The sequence below is a fragment of the Streptomyces sp. MS191 genome, from assembly GCF_008042125.1.
GTDB lineage: Bacteria > Actinomycetota > Actinomycetes > Streptomycetales > Streptomycetaceae > Streptomyces.
Map to the genome: position 1 here is coordinate 476,490 of NZ_RDBI01000066.1, position 24,938 is coordinate 501,427.

Here is a 24,938-nt window from a genome sequence, read left to right on the forward strand (position 1 = left end):
GGTGCTGCTGTGGGGTGTTCGGTGCGGCACGGGCCGCACAGCTCCTCGTCGGCCACTGGGCGGAACAGCATCGGCTGGACGTGCCGAGCCCCCGTGCACTCCCGCATGGTCGCGACGCTGGGCGGCTGAGGCGTGGGCGGGGCGGATGGTGGTGGCACCTCGCGGAGGATGTACCGCAGCAGGCCCCCGGGGCGGTGCACCGGTTCGCCCCGTGCGGGCAGCGAGCGGGCGACGGCGTCGCGCAGCGACTCGGCCGAGTGACCCGCCTCCAGCCAGCGGGCGGCCAGCCCGGCCAGTTCGGGGAGCATGGCGCGGGGCGCCGTCCGCAGCCGGGGGTCCAGGGAGGTCAGGTCCTCGACGGCCCGTCGCGCCTCGGGAGGCGCGGGAGGGTGGGAGGTGTTTCCTTCGGAGGTCTTTCCGGGATGACGGCCGGCGGACCGGCCCGTCGGCCCACCGGCGGCCGGGAAACCGGCCGTCGGAGGGACGGCGCCCGGAGGAACGGCCCCCGCAGGCGCGGGCGTGGTGTTCGTCGGGGGTGGATCGGCGGGGAGCAGGCGGCCGGGCGCGGAGTCCGTCGGAGTTGTGTCGGCCGTGGGGTCCGTCGGTGTCGCTCCGCCCGGTCGGACCGTCCCGCCTCCCGGGGAGCGGACGAGCGCCGCCTCGGCCGGGCTGAGGGGCACGTTCGAGACGAGCTGCCGGGTGCACCAGCGCCCCCGCTCGACCTGCTCGCGCCACTCGTGGAGGTATCCCGCGGTCTTCAACTGGCCCTTGGCGCGCAGGAAGGCGAGCTTTCCGAGGCCCGCCCGTCCGGCCGTCCGCGAGAGCGGCTCGTCGACGCCGTCGGGCAGGGAGAGCTGCCAGGCCAGGAGGCGGACGGCGTCCCCGTTGAGGTGCGGATGGCGCAGGATCTCGTTCGGGATCCGGCTGAAGCGCGCCGCCGGAGGGATAGCATGGCGAAGCATTCCGGGTGCCTCCTAGAGCACTCGAAGTGAAGGCCCTCGGCGCCGGCGGCAACCGGCTCGAGGGCCGCTTTGCGCTCACCGTACAGCAACTCCGGTATCCGGACGGTCACTTCATGTGACGGACGCCTGTCACGGAGAGCGCGGGAAGGGTGCACGCGGGGGGCGTGCGGCCCGGCGCGGACCTCGTGGCGCGGTCCGTGTCCGCGGATCCCCCGAGCCGGTCGGCGGCGCCGTCACCAGTCGCCCCCGTACCGCTCCTTCTTCGCCCGCAGCCACTCCTGGATCTCCCGGGTCTCCCCAGGTGAGGCGGCTCGCAGGTCGCCGACGTGGATGGTCGCGACGAAGTGCACGAAGCGCACCCGCCGGTGGATGCCGTCGGAACCGATGACCTTGCCGGGGCCGTAGACGTCGGTGCCGGTGTGGGCGACGAAGCTGCCCGGGCCGTGAGGTGTGTCCATTGCGCGCCTTTCGCTCTGTGTGGGGAACCGGTCACACAGTGGCGTGGGTCACGTTACGCTCGGTAGGGGCTCGAATGTGACAACGCGACCGGCACATGGGGGGAGTTGGCCGTCCTGGCGATCGAGGACAATCCCGAATCCCGGCGGAAGTACGGCGAGGAGCTGAAACGCCGCCGTGAGGCGGCCGGCCTGACGCAGGAGCAGCTCAGCGAGCGGACGATCATCTCGCGCACTCACCTGGCGCACATGGAGGCGGGCAGGCGGCGCCCGGACGTCACGGACGCGCGCAGGCTGGACCAGACGCTGGCCACCGGGGGCTTCTTCGAGCGGTTCCTGCCGGCGCTGGACGGGAAGGCGGTGGCGGAGCACTTCGCGGAGGCGCTGGAGTTCGAGGGTCAGGCGACGGTGATCCGGGTCTACGGTCCGAAGCTCGTGCCCGGCATCCTCCAGACGAGGGCGTACGCGCAGGAAGTGCTCAGCTCGGGCTCTTCGCCGAAGAGCGACGAGGAACGTGACAGGCTCCTTGTCACACGGCTGGAGCGGGCCCGGATCCTGGAGGACTTCCACTCGCCGGTGGTGTGGATCCTGCTGGACGAGGCGGTGCTGAGGCAGCACGTCGGCGGCCCGGCGGTGATGTGCGAGCAGCTCTGTCACATCGTGGGTCTGGGGGAGCGGCGCCGGATCCGTGTCCACGTCCTGCCGTTCGCGGTCGGGTACCACGCCCTGATGGAGGGGGTGGTGTCGCTGATGTGGTTCGCGGACCAGCCGCCGATCGCCTACGTGGAGGGCCTCAAGTCCGGCCGTGTCTGGGAGGATCCGTCCGTGGTCGGGGAATGCCAGGTGGCCTACGATCATGCTCTGGGCGACGCGCTCTCCCATCGCGAGTCGCTGGCTCTGATCAGGTCCGTCGCGGAGGAACACGCGCATGCAGCACGCCACGCACAGCATCCCTGACGCCTCGGTCCTGCCGGGCTGGCGGAAGTCCTCCCACAGCGGCGGCGAGAGCGGCGACTGCCTGGAGGTCGCCGACGGTCACCGCGTCGGCGTCCCGGTCCGCGACTCCAAGGAGCCGACCGGTCCCGCCGTCGTCTTCGCCGCCGCCGCCTGGGCGCCCTTCGTCGACGCGGTCAGGGCCGGCGCGCTCCGCTGAAGGCCTGTCCCGCCCTCCCGGTGGGCGCACGCCCCCCGTGGCCTGTGCCGGCGTCAGCGCAGCAGCCACTCGCGGGTCAGCGCCATCACGTCCGCGCGGCTGAGGTCGCCGTGCTCGGCGGCGATGAGGCGGCTGCCGAGGCGTACCGAGAACGTGAGCATGCAGCGCACCTCGACGTCGGCCTCGTCCGGGCAGAACGTGCGGAACTGGGTCCGCAGGTACTCCATGCGCCGGTTGTCGGCGCGCCGCAGCCGCTCCGCGACCGCCTCGTCGCGCCGGGCCCAGTCGCGGATCGCGAGGTCGATCGTGGTGCCGCGCATCGGCTCGTCGACGGACGTGGCGACGATCGTGAACAGCCGCTCCAGCTTGGCCCGGCCGTCGCCCCCGCCGCTCTCGACCTGCTCGATCACCGCCTCGGTGACGGCGCGTTCCCAGGTGTCGAGCATCTCGCCGAGCAGGGCGTCCCGGTTCGCGAAGTAGCCGTAGAAGCCGCCCTTGGTGACCCCGAGGGACTGCGCCAGCGGTTCGATCCGGACGGCTTCGGGACCGCCCGCGGCGAGGGCCCGCAGCCCCTCCTCGATCCACCTGCCGCGCGGCGTGCGGGTCGCGCCCATGATCCGTGTCTCCCCTCGGCTCCGCCGGCATCCCCGCGGTCGTCGCGGGGCCGGGTGCCGGCCCGCTGTCCGTACGGCATCGTATAGACAGCGTTCCTGTTCAGGAGGGTTCCCGGCCGCCCGCAATCGCCTGGACGGGCGCGGCCGCCGGCCCGCACACTGAGGCGCCGCGCGCCGCACAGGCGCCGGCACGAGCGGCGCCCTGGAGGCGGCCGGGATACGAGGAGAACGAGCAGCGTGGCGACGTACACCGCAGTGGACCAGATCGACGTGCCCGCGGTGGCCCGTGCGTACGGCATCGAGCCGCTGCGGCTCGTGCCGCTCGCCGGTGGCGCGGCCAACTCCAGCTTCCGGCTCTCCACCGCCTCGGACGAGTACGTCCTCACCGTCCTGGACGACCACGACGCCGTCAGCGCGGGCCGACTCGCCGCCCGTACCCGGGCGCTGAGGCGGCTCGGCGTGCCCACGTGCGCGGTCGTGCCGACCGCCGACGGATCCCTCGTCGCCTTCCCCGGAGAGCGGCCCGTGCTCCTCAAGGAGTGGATCGAGGGCGAGGTCCACCGTCCGCTGCCGCTCGCGCTGCTGCCCGAGGCCGGCCGCGTCCTCGCGCGGCTGCACACCCTGCCGGCCGGGGTGCCGGGGCTGGATGACCTGCCGGTGGGCACGCGGCGGCTCACGCCGGAGGACGAGGCGCTGATCCCCGGCTTCGCGGACCGGGAGTTCGCCGCGTGGACGGCCGGCCTGCTGGCGCGGGTGCGGGCGGGCGGGCCGGGCCGGGAGAGGACGCCCGCGATCGTGCACGGCGATCTCTTCGACGACAACGTCCTCGTCCAGGGCGACCGGCTCGCCTTCCTGGACTGGGAGACCGTGTCCCTCGACGATCCGCTGCTCGACCTCGGGATGGCGGCCGTCGGGCTGGCCCGGGTGGACGGCGTCCTGGACCCGGAGCGACTGCGTGCCCTGCTCGACGGCTACCAGGAGACGGCGGCGCTCTCGGCGGAGGATCTCGCCCGGCTGCCGCTGGAGATCGTCCACGCGGCGCTGATCATCGCTTTCCACCGCTACCGCCGCTACACCGTGCACCGTCCGGACCCGGCCCTCGCCGGTCATCACCGGGAGATGGTCGGCTTCGTCGCCTCGGTGGAACGGGACCTCGGGGTTCTCTGAGCGCGTGCTCGACCAGGCTCCCGCGAGGACTGTCGGAGGCGTGGGGTTCAATGCGGCACATGAGCGAAGACACCGTGGCCGCCGGGAGCTTCACCACGCTCGGCGAGGTGACGGCCCCCTCGGGCCTGCTGGTGCTGGGCATGGCCGGCTGGATCGACGGGTGGTCCCGGGTGGGCCGKCMCCTCGCCGAGCGCGCCGGTGAACTGGCCCCGACCGGCGGTCATCTCACGGGTCCGTACGAGGATGGAACCGGCCCGGAGCAGGGCGAGGCGATCGTCGTGCCCGCGGCGTCCGACCGGCCGCTGCCCGTCCGGGCCCTGACCTCCCCGTCGCCCTTCGACGGCGAGCCCACGATCTCCGTCCTCGAGGTGGAGCTGGGCCTGCCCTGGCCCGGGGAGCGCGCCCCCGCGCCGGTGGCTCTCGGAGACCTCCCCGTCGACCGGTGCGGCATGGTCGTCGCGGACGCCGTGGTCCTGGACTCGTTCGTCGGCCTCGGCGGCGAGTCCGTCGACGGGCTGGCCGACCTCACCTACTGGGGCCGGTACGAGGACGAGGCGCATGCCGTACTGGGCGGTGAGCGGATCCCGCAGACCGCCTGGGGCCACGGCCCGCGCGGCTGGCTCGACCTGCCCCTGGCCGAGGCGCGGGAGCGCGAGGCCCGCCTCGCGACCTGGCTGGCGGACGGGCCCGGCCGGGGCCTCGTGTGGTCGGTCGAACCGCACAACCACTTCCATCTGCTCCAGCGCGCCGCCTGGCCGCACCCCCTCCTGCAGGGGCTCATCGAACTGGACGGCCTCGCCGTGCTGGGCATCGGCTGGGACCCGGGCGACCACTCCATGCGGCACCGGGGAGAACGGGCGTACGGGCAGGTGTACCCGGCGACGCTCGAACCCGGTGCCGGCGGCACGGTCCTGCGCTGGACGATCCCGCCCTGGCGGCCCGACGAGGACGAGGCCGAGGACGGCGGGGCCGCCGGCGAGGGCTGAGCGCGCCCGGGCCGCCGTGAGTTCGGGGCGCGGAGGCCGTCGGGCCGGAGCGCCCGGGCGGTCCGGGTGCGCCCGGGTCAGTTCAGGAGTGCCCGCGCCGCTGCCGCGCGGTGGCGGATCGTGGCCGCCGCGCTCGGCTCCACCGCGGCCACCACCGAGGCGTACGCCTCCATCTCCGCCGCGCCCGTCAGGAACTCGCCGCGCTGCACCAGCAGCTCGGCGCGCTCGTAGCGCAGGCGGGCCGGGTGGGAGGGAAGGAGCAGGGACAGTTCCACCGCCCACAGCGCCGTCGCCGAGCGCTCCGGCCGGGGTGCCGCCCACGCCCGGATGTTGTTCAGGACGCGCAGGACGATCTCCAGCGGGTTCGTGGGCCGCAACATCGTGGGGTCGAGGTGTTCGCCCGTCGCACCCGCCACCACCAGCTCGGCGTCCGCGCTCGTCATCGCCCGGCCGCCGGCGAACGGGTCGGCGAAGACCTGCTCCGCGGGGTCGCCGAAGCCGATCACGAAGTGACCGGGCAGACCGAGGCCGTAGACCGGCGCCCCGGCCCGGCGGGCGACCTCCAGCCAGACCACCGACAGCAGGATCGGCAGGCCCCGGCGCCGCCGCAGGACCTCGTGCAGCAGCGAGGACTCCAGCCGCTGGTAGTCCGCCGGGACGCCCTGGAAGCCCTCCCGGCGGCCGAGCAGCTCACCGAGTGCCGTACGCCAGGCGTCGGCGCCCCGGACGCCGTACGGCAGGAGTCCGGCCAGCCGGTCCAGTTCGATCTCCGCCGCGTCCAGGTCGTGCCGCGTCACCGCCGGGTCCGCGACCGCGCCGACGAGCAGGCAGAGCCGGGCGAGGTCCGGACGCCGTGCCCGGGCCTCCTCCGCGAACTCCTGCCGCCAGTCGGTCACGCCTCCGCCGATCCGTGCCGGTAGTGGTGGTAGTGGTGGTGGACCGCGAAGCCCATCGCCTCGTACAGCGCCCTGGCGCCGTCGTTGTCCGTCTCCACCTGGAGCCAGGCCGCCGACGCGCCCTCGTCGAGCGCCCGTCGCGCGAGTGCCGTCATGACCGCCTTCGCCAGGCCCCGGCGCCGGTGAGCGGGGTCGACCTCCACCGCCATGAAGCCGGCCCAGCGGCCGTCGACCACACAGCGCCCGATCGCCGCCGGTATGTCTCCCGTGCCCGCTATCGAGGCGAACCACACCCGAGGGCCGCTCCCCAGCACCTTCAGCACGTGCGGGCCGGGCTCGGCCGAGCGCTGGTAGCGCCGGAGCCACCGCTCGTCCACCGAGCCGGACAGGCGGACCCCGGAGACGTCCGCGTCCAGGTCGCCGACCGCCGCGAGACCCCCGGTCCGCACCTCCGCCGAGACCTCCCGGCGCCAGCCGCGCCGCTCCAGCTCCGCGCAGAGCAGCTCCTGCGTGCCCTCGGCGCCGGTCGCCGTCTGCACGTAGGCCGGCAGGTCGCGGGCCGCGTACCAGGACCGCACCCGGGTGAGGGCCTCGTCGAGCGGGAGGCCGGGATCGCCGAGCGGCAGGACCGAGTTGGCACGCCGGGTGAAGCCGGCCGACGCCCGCAGCGTCCACGCGCCGAGCGGTTCGCTCTCCACCGGCTCCCAGGCGCGCGCGGTCACCCGGGCCAGCTCCTCGAAGGAGGCGGCGGGGCCGCGCCGSCGGGCCGGGGCGGCGGGGACGACCTTGCCCGCGACCAGGGCGGATTCCGCGATCCGGACGCCCTCACCGGTCCGGCGTGTGATCAGCAGCACACCGCTGTCCCACGATGTGAGAACGCCGACCGCGTCGGTGAACTTCGCGCCGGGTGCGCCCGAGTCCGTCACGTACCGAACTGAGACACGTTTTCCCACGTCAGCGTGGGTGATGCGCACCTCAAGGCGCCCTCCCGCGGTGAATTCCACAGCTTCTCCGCCCCTCCTGTTCGGATCGTCCCCAAGAACGGAGATACTAGGGGCGGGCATCGACGACGCCGCGCTCCCGCGCAGACCAGCCCTATCGAGGAGGAACGACAGCGTGACCTACGTCATCGCGCAGCCTTGTGTCGACGTCAAGGACAAGGCATGCATCGAGGAGTGCCCCGTCGACTGCATCTACGAGGGCTCCCGGTCCTTGTACATCCACCCGGACGAATGCGTCGACTGTGGTGCTTGTGAGCCGGTCTGCCCGGTCGAGGCCATCTTCTACGAGGACGACACCCCGGAGGAGTGGAAGGACTACTACAAGGCGAACGTCGAGTTCTTCGACGAGCTCGGTTCGCCCGGTGGTGCCTCCAAGCTCGGCCTGATCGAGCGTGACCACCCCTTCATCGCCGCTCTGCCGCCCCAGAACGGCTGATCGAACCGCCCTCGGTCCCGTACGGCCTCGCCCGCTGTACGGGACCGACGCGTTTGCCCGGCGGGTCTCCGCGACACGCCCGCCCCACGCGTCACCCCGTACGCACGAGGAAGTGAGCCAACCCGTGAGCGCAGTCTCTTCGCGCCTGCCCGTCTTCCCCTGGGACCGGCTGGAGCCGTACAAGAAGACGGCGGCCGCCCACCCGGACGGCATCGTGGACCTGTCCGTCGGCACCCCGGTCGACCCGGTCCCGGAGCTGATCCGGCAGGCGCTGGTCGCGGCGGCCGACTCGCCGGGCTATCCCACGGTGTGGGGCACCACCGAGCTGCGCGACGCGCTCACGGGCTGGTGCGAGCGGCGCCTGGGCGCGGTCGGCTTCACCCACCGCAACGTCCTGCCGGTCGTCGGCTCCAAGGAGCTCGTGGCCTGGCTGCCGACCCAGCTCGGCCTCGGCGCCGGGGACCGTGTGGCCTACCCGCGGCTGGCCTACCCGACGTACGAGGTCGGCGCACGGCTCTGCGGGGCCGAGCCGGTCGTGTACGACGACCCGACCGAACTCGACCCGGCCGGTCTCAAGCTGCTGTGGCTCAACTCCCCGTCCAACCCCACGGGCCGGGTCCTGGGCAAGGACGAGCTGACCCGGATCGTGGCCTGGGCGCGCGAGCACGGCGTGCTGCTCTTCTCCGACGAGTGCTACCTGGAACTGGGCTGGGAGGCCGAGCCGGTCTCCGTGCTCCACCCGGACGTCTGCGGCGGCTCGTACGAGGGCATCGTCGCCGTCCACTCGCTCTCCAAGCGCTCCAACCTGGCCGGCTACCGCGCCGCCTTCGTCGCGGGCGACGAGGCGGTCCTCGCGGAGCTGCTGCTCATCCGCAAGCACGGCGGCATGATGACGTCGTCCCCGGTGCAGGCCGCGACGGTCGCCGCGCTCGGCGACGACGCGCACGTGACCGAGCAGCGCGAGCGCTACGCGGCGCGGCGGGCGGCCCTGCGGACGGCCCTGGAGGCGCACGGCTTCCGGATCGAGCACAGCGAGGCCAGCCTCTACCTGTGGGCGACCCGGGACGAGCCGTGCTGGGACACGGTGGCGTATCTGGCGCAGCTGGGCATCCTGGTCGCGCCCGGCGAGTTCTACGGGACGGCGGGGGAGCGCTTCGTGCGCGTGGCCTTCACCGCCACCGACGAGCGGGTCGAGGCGGCGGTCAAGCGCCTCGGCTGACGGCCGGCCGACACGCGGGAGGGCCCGGGAGCGGATGCTCCCGGGCCCTCCCGCGTTCCTGGTCCGGTCAGCCGCCGATCGGCAGCCCGCCGCCCAGCGGCAGGCCCTGGGTGGGCAGCCCGCCGAGCGCGCCCGCGGCCGGGCCCTCGGCGCTCTCGGTGGCGGCGCCCGCGGTCTTGCCGAGCACCTCGCTCGCGTTGCCGGCGGTGTCGACGGTCTTGCCCGCGGCCGGGACCGCCTTGCCGACGGCCTTGCTGCCGGTGCTGCCGGCGACGCCGGTCGCGGTCTGCGAGGCGCTGTCGACGGTGCCGCCGAGGCCGGCGCCGTCGAGGGTGGAGATGGGCAGGGCGCCGGTCGGCGCGAGGTTGTGGTCCATGGCGCTCGCGGAGCCGGCCGCACCGACCACGGGGGCTGCTCCGGCCGCGATGAGCAGAGCGGCGCGGGCGATCCGACGGGTCAGGGGGAGGGACATGGTGCTCCTTCGACGAGAGGACATTTGCGTGTCCGGCGTTCGGACGCAGTGACAACCGGCCGGGGGGAGGGAGAGGTTGCGGCGACCGAAGGTAAAGAGTTGGTCATGCGTCGTATTGTCGGGTGGGGAGGAATTCGGGCGAACGAGCCATTGCGGTGTCACCTGGCGAACCGTCACTTCCCTTGCGGGGCAACGGAATTGACGTGACATGACAGGACCGTCGGCGGGGCGTGCGAACCGTCGTCGAATTCCCCGCGCGGAATACCGGCGGGTGCCTCGGCCGAGTGAATTCCCGTACGCATGCGCGGTCGGTGTGCGCATCGTGTGGCGTATCGCGAGGGCCGCCGGAAAGCGCGGACCGCCGTGGATCAGGCCGTCGCACGCGACGGATCCATGGCGGACGGGTTCCGCGGCGGCGCACACCGGGTCCACGACGCACGCCCCTCGGCGGCGTGCCGGGGGCGGGATCGGGTCGTGCGGTCGGCGGGTCCGGCGCGCGGGTGACGCGGCGGGCGCGTGGGCGAAGGCGCGGACCACGGCCGCCGGGGACGCCGGCACCGTCCGCATCCGGCTCGCCCGGTAGACCGTGCGGGGCGGGTCTACCGGGCGAGCCGGATGCGGACGGTGCCGGCGTCCCCGGCGGCCGTGGTCCGCGCCTTCGCCCACGCGCCCGCCGCGTCACCCGCGCGCCAGACCCGGTCCGCGAACGCGACCTCCTCGATGCGCAGCGCGTCGGCCCGCGCCACCGCCCAGTGCGCGACCTCCCAGCCCCGCTGCGCCTCCGTGCCGGTGGTCGCCCGGACCGGCACCGAGATCACGGCGTCGCCGCCGCCCGCGTGCGCGCCGGCGCTGCCGGCGCCGCCCGTGACCGCCTTCGGGGCGATCCCGGGACCGAAGTCGCGCAGCAGCTCGGCCCGCAGCTTCGCCGGATCGCCCGCCCGCGCCTGCTGCGTCCCGGCGGGCGTGCCCGTCCTGCAGGACAGGGTGGCGGGCGAACGGCCGGTCAGCGCGGCCGCCAGCAGCGCCGCGTCCGGCTCGTGCTTGGCGTACGCCTGCGGGAACCCGCTGCGCTGCACCTTCTGCGCCGCCACGGTCAGCGGCAGCCGTGAGTAGCCCGGGACCTTGGCCAGCCCGTCGTAGAACTTCCCCGAGGAGTAGACCGGGTCCAGGATCTGCTCGGCCGTGCCCCAGCCCTGCGAGGGACGCTGCTGGAACAGTCCCAGCGAATCGCGGTCGCCGTGCCGGATGTTGCGCAGCGCCGACTCCTGGAGCGCCGTCGCGAGCGCGATGGTGACCGCGCGCTCCGGCATGCCGCGGGTGGTGCCGACGGCGGAGATGGTGGCGGCGTTCGACGCCTGCTCCGGCGTGAACTCGTAGACGGTGCCGCCGCTGCCCACGGTGCACTGGGGCGTGCCCATGCTGCCCGTGACCTGGTGGACGGCGACGTACGCGGCCAGCCCGAGCAGCGCGGCGAAGGCCGCGGCGAAGCGGGCGGGGCGACCGCGCCGGCTTCGGCTGCGGTCTCGACCGGGGAGGGAGGCGGACTCGGACACGGGGCCCACCGTACTGGAGGCCGGGTTAGGGTCGGCACATGGCTGACCACGCTCCCCTGGACCTCACGATGGACGGGCCCGCGCTCACCGCCGCGCTCGTCGACTTCCCCTCCGTCAGCGGGAGCGAGGAGCCCCTCGCCGACGCGATCGAGCAGGCACTGCGTGCCCTGCCGCACCTCACGGTCGAGCGCCACGGGAACAACGTCGTCGCCCGCACCCACCTCGGCCACGCCGAGCGGGTCGTCCTGGCCGGCCACATCGACACCGTGCCGATCGCCGACAACGTGCCCTCGCGGCTCGACGGGAACGGCGTGCTGTGGGGCTGCGGCACCTCCGACATGAAGTCCGGCGTCGCGGTCCAGCTGCGCATCGCCGCCACCGTCCCCGAGCCCAACCGCGACCTCACCTTCGTCTTCTACGACAACGAGGAGGTCGCGGCGCACCTCAACGGCCTCGGCAAGATCGCGGAGGCCCACCCCGACTGGCTGGAGGGCGACTTCGCCATCCTGCTGGAAGGGTCCAACGCCGAKGTCGAGGGCGGCTGCCAGGGCACCCTGCGGGTCCTGCTGCACACGGAGGGCGAGCGGGCCCACTCCGCGCGCTCCTGGATGGGCTCCAACGCCATCCACGGCGCCGCACCGATCCTCGCCCGGCTCGCCTCCTACGAGCCGCGCAAGCCGGTCATCGACGGCCTGGAGTACCACGAGGGCCTCAACGCGGTGCGGATCGAGGGCGGCGTCGCCAACAACGTCATCCCCGACGCCTGCACCGTCGTCGTGAACTTCCGCTACGCCCCCGACCGCAGCATGGAGGACGCGGAGGCCCACGTCCGCGAGGTGTTCGCCGACTGCGGGGTCACCGAGTTCGTGGTCGACGACCACTCCGCCGGCGCCCTGCCCGGCCTCTCCCACCCGGCCGCAGCGGCCTTCATGAAGGCCGTCGGCGGCAGCGCGCTGCCCAAGTTCGGCTGGACCGACGTGGCCCGCTTCAGCGCCCTGGGCGTGCCCGCCGTGAACTACGGCCCCGGTGACCCGCTGTACGCGCACAAGCGCGACGAGCACGTCGTGGTGGACCGGATCCACCAGTGCGAGGCACGTCTCCGCGACTGGCTCACCGACGGACAGGCGTAATTTCGCTTTTTGTCACGTCTCTGGACCTACCCTGACCGGACTGGAAGATCGATCGTCGGATCGATGGATCGTCGGTGGAGGGAGCAGGCCATGGGTATCCCCGAGGGAGCGGCCAAGCCGGAGGAGCAGCGGCTGGGGCCGGTGCTCAGGCGGCGGGACCAGGTTCAGGCGGGCACCACGGATCAGCGTCTGCTGGACACCGAGGGCGACTCGGAGTGGGTGCACACCGACCCCTGGCGGGTCATGCGCATCCAGTCCGAGTTCGTCGAGGGCTTCGGCGCCCTCGCCGAACTGCCGAGCGCGATCAGCGTCTTCGGCTCGGCCCGCACCAAGCCCGACTCGCCCGAGTACGAGGCCGGCGTGCGGCTCGGCCGCGCCCTGGTCGAGGCGGGCTTCGCGGTCATCACGGGCGGCGGCCCGGGCGCGATGGAGGCGGCCAACAAGGGTGCCCGGGAGGCGAAGGGCATCTCGGTGGGCCTCGGGATCGAGCTCCCCTTCGAGCAGGGGCTCAACCCGCACGTCGACATCGGCGTGAACTTCCGCTACTTCTTCGTCCGCAAGACGATGTTCGTGAAGTACGCGCAGGGCTTCGTCGTCCTGCCGGGGGGCCTCGGCACCCTGGACGAGCTGTTCGAGGCACTGACCCTCGTCCAGACGCGCAAGGTGACCCGCTTCCCGATCGTGCTCTTCGGCACGGAGTACTGGCGGGGCCTGGTCGACTGGCTCCGCGACTCGGTGGTCGCGGGCGGCAAGGCCTCGGAGCGGGACCTGCTGCTGTTCCACGTGACGGACGACGTGGACGAGGCCGTGGCGCTGGTGACCAAGGAGGTCAATCGCTAGGTCCTGCCCGGGCGGACAGGACCTAGCGGGCGTCCTGCCCGGGCGGACGGCGCCGCCTTCGCCACCCGCCCCCGGCTTGCGCGGGGCGTCGGACGGCTTCCGTCCGGCGCCCCGCGGCGTTCCCGGCAGGACGCCCGCTATGCCAGGCCGCGGCGCGCCACCGCGGGCGGCCGGTGGCCGGCGATGGAGGCCACCATGTCGAGGACCTGCCGGGTCTCCGCCACCTCGTGGACGCGGTACACCTGCGCCCCGAGCCAGGCCGAGACCGCGGTCGTCGCGAGCGTGCCCAGCACCCGCTCCTTCACCGGCCGGTCGAGGGTCTCCCCGACGAAGTCCTTGTTGGACAGGGACACCAGCACCGGCCACCCCGTGTCGGTCATCTCGCCGAGCCGTCGGGTCGCCTCCAGGCTGTGCCGGGTGTTCTTCCCGAAGTCGTGACCGGGGTCGATCATGATCCCGTCCCGGCGTACGCCCAGCGAGACCGCCCGCTCGGCCAGCCCCACCGTCACCTCCAGGATGTCGGCCATCACGTCCTCGTACACGACCCGGTGCGGCCGGGTCCGGGGCTCCGCGCCGCCCGCGTGGGTGCACACGAGCCCGGCGCCGTAGCGGGCGGCGACCTCCGCGAGGCCGGGGTCCACGCCGCCCCACGCGTCGTTCAGGACGTCCGCGCCGGCCTCGCAGACCGCCTCTCCGACGTCGGCGCGCCAGGTGTCCACGCTGATGACGACGTCCGGATGCCGGCGCCGTACCTCCGCGACGAATCCGACCGTGCGGCGCGCCTCCTCCTCGGCGGTCACCTCCTCGCCGGGGCCGGCCTTGACCCCGCCGATGTCCACGATCGCGGCGCCCTCGGCGACCGCCTGCTCGACGCGGGCGAGCGCGGGCTCGTCGCGGAAGGTGGCGCCCTGGTCGTAGAAGGAGTCCGGGGTCCGGTTCACGATCGCCATGATCACCGGCTCGTGCGGCCCGAATTCACGCCGTCCCAAGCGCAGCATCCCTTTTGTCCTCCCTCGCGTCCGTTCGCCTGCGACCCTAGCCGTCGGTGGCACGTGGCACGATCGGCACGGGACGTTTTCCACTCCTGGAAGAGGCGCGCTGGTGTTCTGGTTCTTGCTGATCGCGATGGTGGTGGTCGTGGCCGCGGTCACGCTGGCGGTGGTCGGCGGTGGTGACGGCGAGGTGCTGCCCGAGGCGGCGCCCGAGCAGCTGATCGACCCCCTGCCGGCGACGCGCCGGGTCGAGCAGGCGGACGTCGAGGCGCTCCGGCTGCCCGTCGCGGTCCGGGGCTACCGGATGGCCGACGTGGACGACGTCCTCGGCCGGCTGGGTGCCGAACTCGCCGAGCGCGACGAGCAGATCGCGGAGCTCCGGGCGGAGCTCGCCGGCGCGGCGGGCCGGCGGGCCGGGGACACCGGACCCACCGGGAGCGGACCCTCGCTGCGCAAGGACGAGGGCCGATGACGGGCGCGGCCGTGCCGGGACCCGACGGCGGGCTGCGCTGCCCGTGGGGCCTGTCGACCGAGGACTACGTCGCCTACCACGACGAGGAGTGGGGGCGCCCGGTCCACGGGGACGACGCCCTGTTCGAGCGGTTGTGCCTGGAGGCGTTCCAGTCGGGGCTGTCCTGGATCACGATCCTGCGCCGCCGCGAGGGCTTCCGGAAGGCGTTCGCGGACTTCGAGATCGCCCGGGTGGCCCGGTTCACCGAGGCCGACCGCGAGCGGTTGCTCGCGGACGAGGGGATCATCCGCAACCGCGCCAAGGTCGACGCCACGATGGCCAACGCCAAGGTGCTCGCGGAGTGGGAGCCGGGTGAACTGGACACGCTGATCTGGTCCTTCGCCCCCGACGCGGCGACGCGTCCGGCGCCGGTGACCACGGCGGACGTGCCGGCGGTCACCGACGAGTCCACGGCGCTCTCCAAGGCCCTGAAGAAGCGGGGGCTGCGCTTCATCGGCCCGACGACGGCCTATGCGCTGATGCAGGCGTGCGGGCTGGTCGACGACCACCTCCGGGACTGCGTGTCCCGCGGCGCCTGACCGCACCCGACGCACGGGGAAGCCCCGTCCCGGATCTCCGGGACGGGGCTTCGTCGTGGTTCCGCAGGGGGTCAGCGCCCCACGTACTTCGGCTTCTCCTTCGAGAGGAAGGCCTGGACCGCGATCGTGTGGTCCTCCGAGGCCCCGGCCCGGGTCTGGGCCTCGTCCTCCTTCTCCAGCGCCTCGGCCAGCGAGTGGTCCGCCCCGTAGGCCAGGGACTCCTTCAGCGCCGCGTACGCCACCGTGGGGCCCTCCGCCAGGGCGCGTGCCACCTTCGCGGCCTCCTGGGCCAGGTCGGCGGCCGGCACGAGCCGGTTCACGATGCCCAGCTCGTACGCCTCCTGCGCGGTGATCGAACGGGGGAAGAGCAGCAGGTCCGAGGCCCGGCTCGCGCCGATGAGGCGCGGCAGCGTCCAGGACATGCCCGAGTCGGCGGTCAGGGCGACCCCCGCGAACGAGGTGTTGAAGGAGGCCGTGTCGGCCACCACCCGGTAGTCCGCCGCCAGGGCGAAGCCGAAGCCCGCACCCGCCGCCACGCCGTTGACGCCCGCCACGACCGGCTTCGCCATGCCCGTCAGCGCCCGGACGATGGGGTTGTAGTGGTCCCGGACGGTGTTCATGGTGTGCTGCGTCCCGGACTCCTTGTCCGAGATCAGGAGCCCCACGTGCTCCTTGAGGTCCTGGCCCACGCAGAAGGCCCGGTCGCCCGCCGCCGTCAGCAGCACCGCCCGTACGGCCGGGTCCGCCGCCGCAGCCTCCACCGCGTCCCGCAGCGCGACCTTCGCCTCGACGTTCATCGCGTTCATGGCCCCGGGCCGGTTGAGCGTGATCGTGGCGAGTCCGTCGCTCACTTCGTACAGCACGGTGTCGGCCATCACGGCTTCCCTTCGCGTCTTTGCGTCGTTGACCCGCTCAGCATGGCGGACATCACCCCTCGCGCACATGTGACCTGCATCAAAGAGCGGCGGCGAAGTATCGCAGGCGGATCGCCGAAATGGACGGTTTTGCGAAAGCGCGTTGCGGAAGCGATGCAGTCCGATGTTGGTCATCGGGTCCTGTGATGCGGGATAATGACCTGGAAGCAATGTGTTCGATGCCGGTGACGTGTGTCCCTCTTCAGGGGCCGTCGGCTGACGATGAGCTGGTTTCAGGAAGGGGAACGAGCATGGCGGCCATGAAGCCGCGGACGGGCGACGGCCCGCTCGAGGTGACCAAGGAGGGGCGGGGCATCGTCATGCGCGTTCCGCTCGAAGGCGGCGGTCGGCTTGTCGTCGAGCTGACGCCGGACGAGGCCGAAGCCCTCGGCGACGCCCTGAAGCAGGTAGTCGGCTGACGCGACAAACCCGGTTTTCCGCATCTGCCCCGGCACGGTGMGCACCGTGCCGGGGCAGAGGTGTTCCCGGGGCCCGGCGCGGCATACGGCGGGCCCGCGGGGCCGGGCGAGGGGCCTTCAGCCGCGGCGTACCGCGCACAGCAGGCCGTCGCCCACGGGCAGCAGCGACGGCAGCAGCTCCTGGCTCTCGCGCACCGCGCGGAGCAGCTCCCGGATCTTCAGGACCTCCGCGGGCTGCGCCGCGGAGTCGACCGTGCGGCCGTCCGCGAAGACGCCCTCGAAGCAGACCAGACCCCCAGGTCGGAGCAGGCGCAACGATTCAGCGAGATAGTCCAGGGACTCCAGCGGGTCCCCGTCGCAGAACACGAGGTCGTAGCCGCCGTCCGCGAGCCGCGGCAGCACGTCCAGGGCGCGCCCGGGGATGAACCGGGCCCGGTTCCCGGCGAAACCCGCGGCGCGGAAGGCCGTCTTCGCGAACTGCTGGCGCTCCGGCTCCAGGTCCACGGTCGTCAGGACGCCGTCCGGCCGCATCCCGTACAGCAGATAGATGCCGGACACGCCCGTGCCGGTACCGATCTCCGCCACGGCTTTCGCGTCGGCCGTGGCGGCCAGCAGGCGCAGAGCGGCGCCGGTGCCCGGTGACACCGAGGGCAGCGCTGCCTCCCGGGCCCGGTCACGGGCCCAGCGCAGCGCTTCGTCCTCGGCGACAAAGGCGTCGGCGAACGCCCAGCTCGTCTGCCGGTTGGCGGTAATGGCCCTCTCCTGTCCCCTTAGTTGGCGCAACGGTGACTGTATCCGCTGCGCACGGGAACCCGCAGATGGGACCGGGCGTTCAGAGAGGGTGTGGGACGACACGCGGCGGTGGCCGAGGCCGGCCCCAAATTCGCGTAAAGATTCTTATCCGGAGCTAACGGGCGAGGTGGCTATGGTAGGGGCTCCACTGGACACCACCAGAGCCGACAGGGGAGGTGCGGCTGCGCCTGGGGATCGGGGAGGAGTGCTTCGGCGTCTTCTCAGGTCGGCGGGTGAGCCGAAATCCGTGACCGACACCGCTGACCGAATCCACACCACCGACGCCGCACCCACCACCGCGACCTTCGCATCGGACGCGGAATCGCAGGCGTGGACTCCGCCCACCTGGGAGGAGATCGTCAGCACGCACAGCGGCCGGGTCTATCGCCTCGCCTACCGGCTGACCGGCAACCAGCACGACGCCGAGGACCTCACCCAGGAGGTCTTCGTCCGTGTCTTCCGCTCGCTGTCGACGTACACGCCGGGCACCTTCGAGGGCTGGCTGCACCGCATCACCACCAACCTCTTCCTGGACATGGTCCGCCGCAAGCAGCGGATCCGCTTCGACGCGCTCGGCGACGACGCGGCCGAGCGGCTGCCCAGCCGCGAGCCCTCGCCCCAGCAGGTGTTCAACGACACCCACTTCGACGCCGACGTCCAGCAGGCCCTCGACACCCTCGCGCCCGAGTTCCGGGCCGCGGTCGTGCTCTGCGACATCGAAGGACTCTCGTACGAGGAGATCGCCGCGACGCTCGGCGTGAAGCTCGGCACGGTCCGCAGCCGTATCCACCGCGGCCGCTCGCACCTGCGCAAGGCGCTGAAGCACCGGTCTCCCGAGGCCCGGGCGGAGCGTGCGCTCGCGGCCGTCGGCTGGGAGGGCGGAACGGCGTGACCGGAACCAGTCCTGTCGGCCCGACCCCCGCGGAGCACCACCTCGGGGACCGGCTTGCCGCCCTCGTGGACGGCGAGCTGGGCCACGACGCCCGCGATCGGGTCCTCGCCCACCTCGCGACCTGCGCCAAATGCAAGGCGGAGGCCGACGCCCAGCGCAGGCTGAAGAGCGTCTTCGCCTCCACCGCGCCTCCTCCGCCCTCCGAAGGGCTGCTGGCCCGCCTCCAGGGGCTGCCCGGGGGACCGGGCGATCCGGGGGGTGACCACCGCCGGGGGGGACCTTTCGACGGCCTCTTCGAGATGAGCGGCGGCGTCGGCGCGGTGAAGTCCGACGGCTTCGCCACGGCCTCACCCGTCTCCCCGCACTCCGGCTTCCGCATCCACGCGGTGGGCGGCCGGCCCGAGCACGACCGCTCCGCCGGTCGCGGACGGCGCTTCGCCTTCGTGGCGGCCAGCGCGGTCTCCTTCGCCGCCATCGCGCTCGGCGGCGCCCTTCCGCTGGAAGCTTCCGTGAACGCGGGCGCCCGCGGCGACGGCACGGGCAACAACGTGACCCCGCTGCGCTCCGCGGCCACCGGCACCGGCACCCCCGCGGGCACCGGCACGGCGACGAACGCGGGCACGCCCACCGGGCGCGGCGCGCGGTGGGGCGAACGCGCGGGGGAGCGGTCCGGCCCCGCGACCCTGGCCACGGCGGGCGGTGTCACGTCGACGCCCGGCACGGTCGTCACGGGTCCGCTGGTCCCGGGCACCCCGACGCCCACGTCCGCGCTGCCCGTGGTCTCCCTCCAGCGCCAGGTCCCGGCCACCCGGTCGCTGACGGAGGTCTCGCCGTTCATACGGCCCTCGGGCACGGCCCTGCATCTGACGTTCGGGCCCGGACTCGGGGCGCCGAGCGGCTCGCCGTCCGCCCCCGTCCCGGCCTCGCTCGGCACTCCCAGCCCCTCGCCGAACACGCTCACCGCCCACCGCTGACCGCGGACCTGGTTGAATCCCCCGCAGGGGCGCCCGACACAGGGGCGCGGACAGGTCAGCTGTGGCGGGGAGAGCATGAACGACGGGAAGCCCACCGACCGGAAGCCGAAGTGGTGGAGCCGGCCGGCGAGTACGCCGCTGCCGGCGCCGCAGCCGGTCGCCTACGAGGCAGCGGACCCGGCCGCGGGCGAGGGTGACTTCACCCTCGCCGCGCCCGCGGCCCCGCAGGCCGCGGGAACGGCCGCGGCGGCCGCTCCCGCGCCGGCGCAGGACCCCTCGGCGCCGGCGGATCCCCCGCAGGCCGCCGGTACCACCGACATCGGTGTCACGGGCGTTGCCGACGCCGCGGAGACGGCGGAGCTGCCCGTCACCCCGTCCGTACCGCAGCAGGCGCGGCCGCTGCACGAGCCGGACGAGTACCGGACCCCGCCGTACGGCGGTCCCGGGCCGTGGGCGCCCGCCGCGCCGCACCAGCCGCACGCGCCCGCCCCCCAGGCGGCGCCGCGGCAGCAGCCGCAGCCGTTGCCGCACGGCCCCGCTCCGCACGCGCCCCTGCCGGCGCCGCAGCAGACGCCCGCGCCGTGGGTGCAGTACGACCCCTGGACCTCGCACGGCGCCCCGCTCAGCGCCGTCGTCGAACCGCCCGCCAAGCCCCGCCGGCGCCGCGGCCTGGCGCTCGCCGGCGTCCTGGCCTTCGCCCTCGTCACCGGCGTCCTCGGCGGCGTGATCGGCTCCTACGTCGAGCGCAACGGCGGCCTCACCACCATCGAGCTGCCGCAGGCCGGGTCCGGGGACACAGCCCGGGCTCCCGAGAGCGTCGCCGGGATCGCCGCCAGCGCCCTGCCCAGCGTCGTCACCATCCACGTCAGCGGCGGCGGCTCCTCCGGCACCGGCACCGGATTCGTCCTCGACACCCGGGGCCACATCCTGACCAACAACCACGTCGTCGACGCGGCCTCCTCCGCCGGCGACATCTCGGTCACCTTCAGCAGCGGCGAGACCGCGAGCGCGAAGCTCATCGGCAAGGACACCGGCTACGACCTGGCCGTCGTCCAGGTCACCGGCGTCTCGAACCTCAAGCCGCTGCCGCTCGGGAACTCCGACGACGTCCGGGTCGGCGATCCGGTGGTCGCCATCGGCGCGCCCTTCGACCTCCAGAACACCGTCACCTCGGGCATCATCAGCGCCAAGGAGCGCCCGATCACCGCCGGCGGCGAGAAGGGCGACGGCAGCGACGTCAGCTATGTCGACGCCCTCCAGACCGACGCCCCGATAAACCCGGGCAACTCGGGCGGCCCGCTGGTCGACTCCAAGGCCCGGGTCATCGGCATCAACAGCGCCATCCGGGCCGCCGACAACGGCACGGGCGGCGAGGGCGGCCAGGCCGGCTCGATCGGCCTCGGCTTCGCCATCCCGATCAACCAGGGCAAGCGCGTCGCCGAGGAGCTCATCAACACCGGCAAGGCGACCCACCCCGTCATCGGTGTGAGCCTCGACATGCAGTTCAGCGGCGACGGCGCCCGGGTCGGCGACAAGGGCAAGGACGGCTCCGCCTCGATCACCCCCGGCGGCCCCGCCGCCAAGGCCGGCATCCGCCCCGGGGACGTCATCACCAAGGTCGACGGCCAGCGGGTCCACAACGGCGAGGAGCTGATCGTGAAGATCCGCGCCCACCGTCCGGGCGACAAGCTGGAACTGACCGTGGTCCGCGCCGGTAAAGAGCAGACCAAGACGTTGACGCTCGGTTCCTCCCAGGGCACCTGAGCGCCATTCCGCCGACACCACGAGGTACCCGCCCGGCAGTTTCGGCGGGTACCGTGGAGCGGGCCCCGGACCCCGCGTGAGGAGCAGCAAGGTGTTCAACGACCTAGGCATACTCGAGCTCGTGACGCTCGTGGTCCTCGCCGTGCTCATCTTCGGCCCGGAGAAGCTGCCCAAGGTCATCCAGGACGTCTCGGGCTTCATCCGCAAGATCCGGGAGTTCTCCGAGAGCGCGAAGCAGGACATCCGCACCGAGCTCGGTCCGGAGTTCAAGGACTTCGAGTTCGAGGACCTCAATCCGAAGACCTTCCTGCGCAAGCAGCTGGAGGGCAACGAGGACCTCAAGGAACTCAAGGACCTGCGCAGCAGCTTCGACCTCAAGAAGGAGATGAACGACGTCGCCGACGCGGTGCACGGCCGCGAGTCGGCCTCCCCCGCGACGTCCTCCGTCCCCGCGGCGGTCAACGGATCGGCCGCGCCCGACCTGCTGAAGAAGCAGGACAAGCCGGCCCGCGACGACCGCCCGCCGTACGACTCCGACGCGACCTGACACCGCCGGGTGCGACCCGGTGGCTATCCTCCATCTGTTGTCCGCCGACGCGGGCATGACGGATCGAGGAGGCGGCCGAGATGGAGACGACGAGTCGGGTGGACGGGGGTCCCGCGTCCCGGCGCACGGCCGAGGGCTATCTGGCGGCGTCCTTCGCCTGGTACGGCCTTGACGACGCGTTCGCCGGAGCCCGCTGGCTGATGCAGGTGGGCACGGCGGCGGACGGTACCGTCCAGCACGGATCGATGGGGCACGGCGACGAGCCGTCGATAAAGTCCGACGCGAGCGGCGCCGAGAAGGAGCGCTTCGCGGTCGTCGTGACGGTCGCCGCGAGCCCGGTACGGCGCACCGGCGACGGCACCGGGGTGCTGGACGCCACCACGGTCTCCTCCGCTGCCTGGCTGGCCGGCTCGGGCCTGCTCACGTACACGTGGCCGGCGCAGCTCGACCACGCCCTGCGCAACGACTGGCTGGACCAGCAGACGGAGACCGCGTTCGAGCTGGCGGACGACCTCGACGGGCCGGAGTGGTCGACCCTGTCGCTGCCGGTCGACGGCGTGCCGATGCCCTTCCACTACCGGGAGTCGGAGTTCGGCTGGGTCCTCGCGGGCGCCACGCGGGCCGGGGTCCATCTCGGCGCGTACGGCCGCGGGATGAGCGCCTACGGCCTCGGGTTCTCCGCGGTCAAGGACCTCGACGCGTACGCCTGACGGCCACGCGACACGGCGAAGGGCGCCCCCTCGGGGGCGCCCTTCGCCGTGTGACGGATCAGAACTTGTTGCGCGGGGTGATGCCCAGGCTCATGCCCGACAGGCCCCTCGCCCGGCCGCCGAGCTTGCCGGCGATGGCACGGAGGGCGGAGCCCGCCGGGGAGTCGGGGTCGGTCAGCACGACCGGCTTGCCCTCGTCGCCGCCTTCGCGCAGGCGGACGTCGATCGGGATCGAGCCGAGGACCGGGACCGTGGCGCCCGTGGTCTTCGTCAGGCCGTCGGCGACCTTCTGGCCACCGCCCGTGCCGAACACGTCGACCATCTCGTCGCAGTGCGGGCACGGCAGCCCGGACATGTTCTCGACCACGCCGACGATCTTCTGGTGGGTCTGGACCGCGATGGATCCGGCCCGCTCGGCCACCTCGGCCGCCGCCTGCTGCGGGGTCGTCACGACGAGGATCTCCGCGTTCGGCACCAGCTGGGCCACCGAGATCGCGATGTCGCCGGTGCCCGGGGGCAGGTCGAGGAGCAGCACGTCGAGGTCGCCCCAGTACACGTCGGCGAGGAACTGCTGCAGCGCGCGGTGGAGCATCGGGCCGCGCCAGACGACCGGCGCGTTGCCCGGGGTGAACATGCCGATGGAGATGACCTTCACGCCGTGCGCGGACGGCGGCATGATCATGTTCTCGACCTGCGTCGGACGGCCGTCCGCGCCCAGCATGCGCGGCACGCTGTGGCCGTAGATGTCGGCGTCGACCACGCCGACCTTCAGCCCGTCGGCGGCCATCGCGGCCGCGAGGTTGACCGTCACGGAGGACTTGCCGACGCCGCCCTTGCCGGAGGCGACCGCGTACACCCGGGTCAGCGAGCCGGGCTTCGCGAACGGCACCTCGCGCTCGGCGGTGGTGCCGCGCAGGGCGGTGGCCAGCTCCTTGCGCTGCTCGTCGCTCATCACGTCGAGCGAGACGTCGACACCGGTGACACCTTCGACCCGGGAGACGGCGTCGGTGACGCGCTGGGTGATCGTGTCGCGCATCGGGCAGCCGGAGACGGTGAGATAGACCGTGACGGCGACCCTGCCGTCGGATCCGATCTCCACCGACTTCACCATGCCGAGTTCGGTGATCGGTTTGTTGATCTCGGGGTCGTTCACCGTCGCCAGTGCTTCGCGCACCGCGTCTTCCGTAGCCATACCGACGATGGTACGGCGCCGACCACCGACCCCGGAAAGACCCGTCAGCGGTCGGGTACGTCACTTCTGTGGTCGGCGCCCTGGGGGAATAGATCCCGGTGCCCGTCGCGGCGCTCCTCCATCTCCTTCAGCAGGTCCTGCAGCTCGGAGCGGATCCAGTCCCGGGTGGCCACCTCGCCGAGCCCCATCCGCAGGGCCGCGACCTCCCGGGTCAGGTACTCGGTGTCCGCGATCGACCGCTCGTTCTGCTTGCGGTCCTGTTCGAGGTTGACCCGGTCCCGGTCGTCCTGCCGGTTCTGGGCGAGCAGGATGAGCGGCGCCGCGTACGACGCCTGGAGCGACAGCGCGAGCGTCAGGAAGATGAAGGGGTACTCGTCGAACCGCAGCGACGTCGGCGCGAAGATGTTCCAGAGCACCCAGACGATGATCGTCAGGGTCATCCAGACGAGGAAACGCCCGGTCCCCAGGAAGCGGGCGATCCGCTCCGAGAGCCGTCCGAAGGCCTCCGGGTCGTACTCCGGCAGCAGCCTCGCCCGGCGCGTCTCGCGCCAGTCCTCCGGCAGCAGGTGGTCCAGGACGTCGTCGACGGTGACCGCGCCCAGCAACGAACCGCTCTCGTCCACGACGGGCGCCGCGACCATGTTGTACGCGGCGAGATAGCTGGTGACGGCCGGCAGCGGCGTGTCCGGGGCGAGCGGCGGCAGGTCGCTGTCCACCAGCGACCCGACCAGGGTGAACGGCGGGTCCCGCAGCAGCCGCTGGAAGTGCACCGTGCCCAGGTACTTGCCCGTCGGCGTCTCGTCCGGCGGCCGGCACACGTACACCTGCGCCGCGAGCGCGGGGGAGAGGTCCTGCTGCCGTACCCGGGCCAGTGCGTCCGCGACCGTGGCGTCGGCCCGCAGCACGATCGGCTCGGTGGTCATCAGGCCGCCCGCGGTCCGCTCCTCGTACGCCATCAGCCGCCGCACGTCGGCGGCGTCGTCCGGCTGCATCAGGGTCAGGAGGCGCTCCTTGTCCTCCTCCGGCAGCTCCGAGAGCAGGTCGGCCGCGTCGTCGGGATCCATCGCCTCCAGGACGTCCGCGGCCCGCTCCTCCTTCAGCTTGCCGAGGATCTCGATCTGGTCGTCCTCCGGCAGCTCCTCCAGGACGTCGGCGAGCCGGTCGTCGTCGAGGGCGGCGGCCACCTCGGCCCGCCGCTTGGGGGAGAGGTGGTGCAGCACGTTCGCCAGGTCCGCGGGGCGCAGCCGCTCGAAGGTGGCGAGCAGGCTCTCGGCGCCCTGCCCGTGCTCCTCCAGGGAGAAGCCGGTCACCGCGGACCACTCCACCGTCAGCGTCTCGCCCTTGCGGCGCAGCGCCCCGGCCTTGCCCCGCCGGACGAAGACCTTGTCGATCTCCCAGTCGCGGCGGGCCGGCAGCTGCTGGATCGCGACGTCGAGGACGGTGACCTCCTCGGCCTGTCCGTCGTGCCCCACCAGCTTCACCCGGCGGTCCAGGAGTTCGCCGAGGACCAGTCGCTCCGTGGGCCGCTGCTCGAAGCGGCGCATGTTGACCACGCCCGTGGTGATGACCTGGCCGGACTCGACGCCGGTGACCCGGGTCATCGGCAGGAAGATCCGGCGGCGGCTGAGGTGGATCTCGACGACCATGCCGAGCAGCCGGGGCGGCCTGCGGCCCACCCGGAGCATGGCGACGAGATCGCTGACCCGGCCCACCTGGTCACCGTTGGGGTCGAAGACGGGGACTCCGGCGAGATGCGAGACGAAGATCCGTGGGGCGCCTGCCGCCATGCCATGCGCCTCCTCTACTGC

General features: G+C 73.1%; 28 protein-coding genes and 1 pseudogene. 16 read left to right on the forward strand and 13 right to left on the reverse strand.

The genetic code is table 11. The features are described 5' to 3' along the window. The coding region (locus EAO71_RS30765; RefSeq protein ID WP_147981344.1) for a hypothetical protein at window positions 1-962 on the reverse strand (962 nt) is incomplete at its 3' end. A gap of 233 nt (window positions 963-1,195) precedes the next feature. Continuing rightward, a complete protein-coding gene (locus EAO71_RS30770) occupies window positions 1,196-1,420 on the reverse strand; it encodes a hypothetical protein (RefSeq protein ID WP_147981065.1) in 225 nt (74 codons plus the stop codon). Between the two features lie 114 nt (window positions 1,421-1,534). On the opposite strand from EAO71_RS30770, the gene EAO71_RS30775 reads away from it, so the two are divergent. After that, on the forward strand, window positions 1,535-2,374 hold the full coding sequence (locus tag EAO71_RS30775) for a helix-turn-helix domain-containing protein (protein WP_147981345.1): 840 nt from the start codon (window positions 1,535-1,537) through the stop codon (window positions 2,372-2,374). After that, the gene (locus EAO71_RS30780) at window positions 2,346-2,570 is read left to right on the forward strand and encodes a DUF397 domain-containing protein (RefSeq protein WP_147981066.1); all 225 of its coding nucleotides are present in this window, start codon (window positions 2,346-2,348) and stop codon (window positions 2,568-2,570) included. The genes EAO71_RS30775 and EAO71_RS30780 overlap by 29 nt, the downstream gene beginning before the upstream one ends. Window positions 2,571-2,623: 53 nt before the next feature. Here the strand turns inward: EAO71_RS30780 and EAO71_RS30785 are convergent, their stop codons facing one another. Continuing rightward, window positions 2,624-3,184, reverse strand: coding sequence for a TetR/AcrR family transcriptional regulator (locus EAO71_RS30785; protein ID WP_147981067.1), 561 nt, complete (start codon window positions 3,182-3,184; stop codon window positions 2,624-2,626). 237 nt (window positions 3,185-3,421) lie between these two features. Here EAO71_RS30785 and EAO71_RS30790 point away from each other — a divergent pair, with 237 nt between their 5' ends. Continuing rightward, window positions 3,422-4,351, forward strand: a complete 930-nt coding sequence (locus EAO71_RS30790; protein ID WP_187282888.1) for a phosphotransferase — start codon at window positions 3,422-3,424, stop codon at window positions 4,349-4,351. 59 nt (window positions 4,352-4,410) lie between these two features. After that, complete coding sequence (locus tag EAO71_RS39325; protein WP_261992423.1) at window positions 4,411-5,337, forward strand: hypothetical protein; 927 nt, start codon at window positions 4,411-4,413, stop codon at window positions 5,335-5,337. 77 nt (window positions 5,338-5,414) lie between these two features. On the opposite strand, the gene EAO71_RS30805 is transcribed toward EAO71_RS39325, so the two are convergent. Beyond that, window positions 5,415-6,233, reverse strand: coding sequence for a transglutaminase-like domain-containing protein (locus tag EAO71_RS30805; protein ID WP_261992424.1), 819 nt, complete (start codon window positions 6,231-6,233; stop codon window positions 5,415-5,417). Further along, the gene (locus EAO71_RS30810; RefSeq protein WP_147981069.1) at window positions 6,230-7,237 is read right to left on the reverse strand and encodes a GNAT family N-acetyltransferase; all 1,008 of its coding nucleotides are present in this window, start codon (window positions 7,235-7,237) and stop codon (window positions 6,230-6,232) included. The genes EAO71_RS30805 and EAO71_RS30810 overlap by 4 nt, the downstream gene beginning before the upstream one ends. A gap of 112 nt (window positions 7,238-7,349) precedes the next feature. On the opposite strand from EAO71_RS30810, the gene fdxA reads away from it, so the two are divergent. Together fdxA and EAO71_RS30820 are read left to right on the forward strand one after the other, a co-directional pair. Next, window positions 7,350-7,670, forward strand: a complete 321-nt coding sequence (gene fdxA / locus EAO71_RS30815) for a ferredoxin (RefSeq protein ID WP_003985062.1) — start codon at window positions 7,350-7,352, stop codon at window positions 7,668-7,670. A 124-nt stretch (window positions 7,671-7,794) separates the two neighbouring features. Beyond that, window positions 7,795-8,889 carry a bifunctional succinyldiaminopimelate transaminase/glutamate-prephenate aminotransferase gene (locus tag EAO71_RS30820; RefSeq protein ID WP_147981070.1) on the forward strand — a complete coding sequence of 365 codons (1,095 nt, stop codon included), beginning with the start codon at window positions 7,795-7,797 and terminating at the stop codon, window positions 8,887-8,889. Window positions 8,890-8,956: 67 nt separating this feature from the next. Here the strand turns inward: EAO71_RS30820 and EAO71_RS30825 are convergent, their stop codons facing one another. Continuing rightward, window positions 8,957-9,361, reverse strand: a complete 405-nt coding sequence (locus tag EAO71_RS30825; RefSeq protein ID WP_147981071.1) for an ATP-binding protein — start codon at window positions 9,359-9,361, stop codon at window positions 8,957-8,959. A gap of 599 nt (window positions 9,362-9,960) precedes the next feature. Next, window positions 9,961-10,923, reverse strand: coding sequence for a hypothetical protein (locus EAO71_RS30830; RefSeq protein ID WP_147981072.1), 963 nt, complete (start codon window positions 10,921-10,923; stop codon window positions 9,961-9,963). Between the two features lie 29 nt (window positions 10,924-10,952). Between EAO71_RS30830 and dapE the strand changes: the two genes are divergently transcribed. Together dapE and EAO71_RS30840 are read left to right on the forward strand one after the other, a co-directional pair. Then, window positions 10,953-12,044, forward strand: coding sequence for a succinyl-diaminopimelate desuccinylase (gene dapE / locus EAO71_RS30835; protein ID WP_147981073.1), 1,092 nt, complete (start codon window positions 10,953-10,955; stop codon window positions 12,042-12,044). A gap of 90 nt (window positions 12,045-12,134) precedes the next feature. Beyond that, on the forward strand, window positions 12,135-12,884 hold the full coding sequence (locus EAO71_RS30840) for an LOG family protein (RefSeq protein WP_147981074.1): 750 nt from the start codon (window positions 12,135-12,137) through the stop codon (window positions 12,882-12,884). 137 nt (window positions 12,885-13,021) lie between these two features. Here EAO71_RS30840 and folP read toward each other — a convergent pair whose 3' ends face one another. Continuing rightward, window positions 13,022-13,882 carry a dihydropteroate synthase gene (gene folP / locus EAO71_RS30845; protein WP_147981075.1) on the reverse strand — a complete coding sequence of 287 codons (861 nt, stop codon included), beginning with the start codon at window positions 13,880-13,882 and terminating at the stop codon, window positions 13,022-13,024. A 103-nt stretch (window positions 13,883-13,985) separates the two neighbouring features. Here folP and EAO71_RS30850 point away from each other — a divergent pair, with 103 nt between their 5' ends. Beyond that, entirely contained in the window at window positions 13,986-14,348 is a 363-nt protein-coding gene (locus EAO71_RS30850; protein ID WP_147981076.1) for a DivIVA domain-containing protein, read from the forward strand. Next, entirely contained in the window at window positions 14,345-14,926 is a 582-nt protein-coding gene (locus tag EAO71_RS30855) for a DNA-3-methyladenine glycosylase I (RefSeq protein ID WP_147981077.1), read from the forward strand. The genes EAO71_RS30850 and EAO71_RS30855 overlap by 4 nt, the downstream gene beginning before the upstream one ends. Window positions 14,927-14,997: 71 nt before the next feature. Here EAO71_RS30855 and chcB read toward each other — a convergent pair whose 3' ends face one another. Further along, window positions 14,998-15,801: a 2-cyclohexenylcarbonyl CoA isomerase gene (chcB, locus tag EAO71_RS30860; protein WP_147981078.1), complete on the reverse strand. Its 804-nt coding sequence runs from the start codon at window positions 15,799-15,801 to the stop codon at window positions 14,998-15,000. A gap of 290 nt (window positions 15,802-16,091) precedes the next feature. Here chcB and EAO71_RS30865 point away from each other — a divergent pair, with 290 nt between their 5' ends. Then, window positions 16,092-16,259: a DUF3117 domain-containing protein gene (locus tag EAO71_RS30865; protein WP_006346801.1), complete on the forward strand. Its 168-nt coding sequence runs from the start codon at window positions 16,092-16,094 to the stop codon at window positions 16,257-16,259. Between the two features lie 117 nt (window positions 16,260-16,376). Here EAO71_RS30865 and EAO71_RS30870 read toward each other — a convergent pair whose 3' ends face one another. Next, window positions 16,377-17,042: an O-methyltransferase gene (locus EAO71_RS30870; RefSeq protein WP_147981079.1), complete on the reverse strand. Its 666-nt coding sequence runs from the start codon at window positions 17,040-17,042 to the stop codon at window positions 16,377-16,379. A gap of 142 nt (window positions 17,043-17,184) precedes the next feature. Here EAO71_RS30870 and sigE point away from each other — a divergent pair, with 142 nt between their 5' ends. The 5 genes from sigE to EAO71_RS30895 all read left to right on the forward strand — a co-directional run bounded on the left by sigE (window position 17,185) and on the right by EAO71_RS30895 (window position 21,938). Beyond that, the gene (gene sigE, locus EAO71_RS30875) at window positions 17,185-17,943 is read left to right on the forward strand and encodes an RNA polymerase sigma factor SigE (RefSeq protein ID WP_147981080.1); all 759 of its coding nucleotides are present in this window, start codon (window positions 17,185-17,187) and stop codon (window positions 17,941-17,943) included. Next, window positions 17,940-18,917: an anti-sigma factor family protein gene (locus EAO71_RS30880; protein ID WP_147981081.1), complete on the forward strand. Its 978-nt coding sequence runs from the start codon at window positions 17,940-17,942 to the stop codon at window positions 18,915-18,917. The genes sigE and EAO71_RS30880 overlap by 4 nt, the downstream gene beginning before the upstream one ends. Window positions 18,918-18,992: 75 nt before the next feature. After that, on the forward strand, window positions 18,993-20,681 hold the full coding sequence (locus EAO71_RS30885; RefSeq protein ID WP_147981082.1) for a S1C family serine protease: 1,689 nt from the start codon (window positions 18,993-18,995) through the stop codon (window positions 20,679-20,681). A 91-nt stretch (window positions 20,682-20,772) separates the two neighbouring features. Continuing rightward, entirely contained in the window at window positions 20,773-21,228 is a 456-nt protein-coding gene (locus EAO71_RS30890; protein WP_147981083.1) for a sec-independent translocase, read from the forward strand. Window positions 21,229-21,308: 80 nt separating this feature from the next. After that, window positions 21,309-21,938, forward strand: coding sequence for a hypothetical protein (locus EAO71_RS30895; RefSeq protein ID WP_147981084.1), 630 nt, complete (start codon window positions 21,309-21,311; stop codon window positions 21,936-21,938). A 58-nt stretch (window positions 21,939-21,996) separates the two neighbouring features. On the opposite strand, the gene EAO71_RS30900 is transcribed toward EAO71_RS30895, so the two are convergent. The 3 genes and pseudogenes from EAO71_RS30900 to EAO71_RS30905 form a co-directional block, all read right to left on the reverse strand. Next, window positions 21,997-23,130: an Mrp/NBP35 family ATP-binding protein gene (locus tag EAO71_RS30900; protein ID WP_147981085.1), complete on the reverse strand. Its 1,134-nt coding sequence runs from the start codon at window positions 23,128-23,130 to the stop codon at window positions 21,997-21,999. 44 nt (window positions 23,131-23,174) lie between these two features. Then, window positions 23,175-23,696 (reverse strand): DUF1003 domain-containing protein, encoded by a 522-nt coding sequence (locus tag EAO71_RS39330; RefSeq protein ID WP_261992448.1) that lies wholly within the window; start codon window positions 23,694-23,696, stop codon window positions 23,175-23,177. Continuing rightward, window positions 23,670-24,917: pseudogene (locus EAO71_RS30905) on the reverse strand (magnesium transporter MgtE N-terminal domain-containing protein); the annotation flags it as partial. The gene EAO71_RS39330 and the pseudogene EAO71_RS30905, both read right to left, overlap by 27 nt. Window positions 24,918-24,938: the final 21 nt, after the last annotated feature.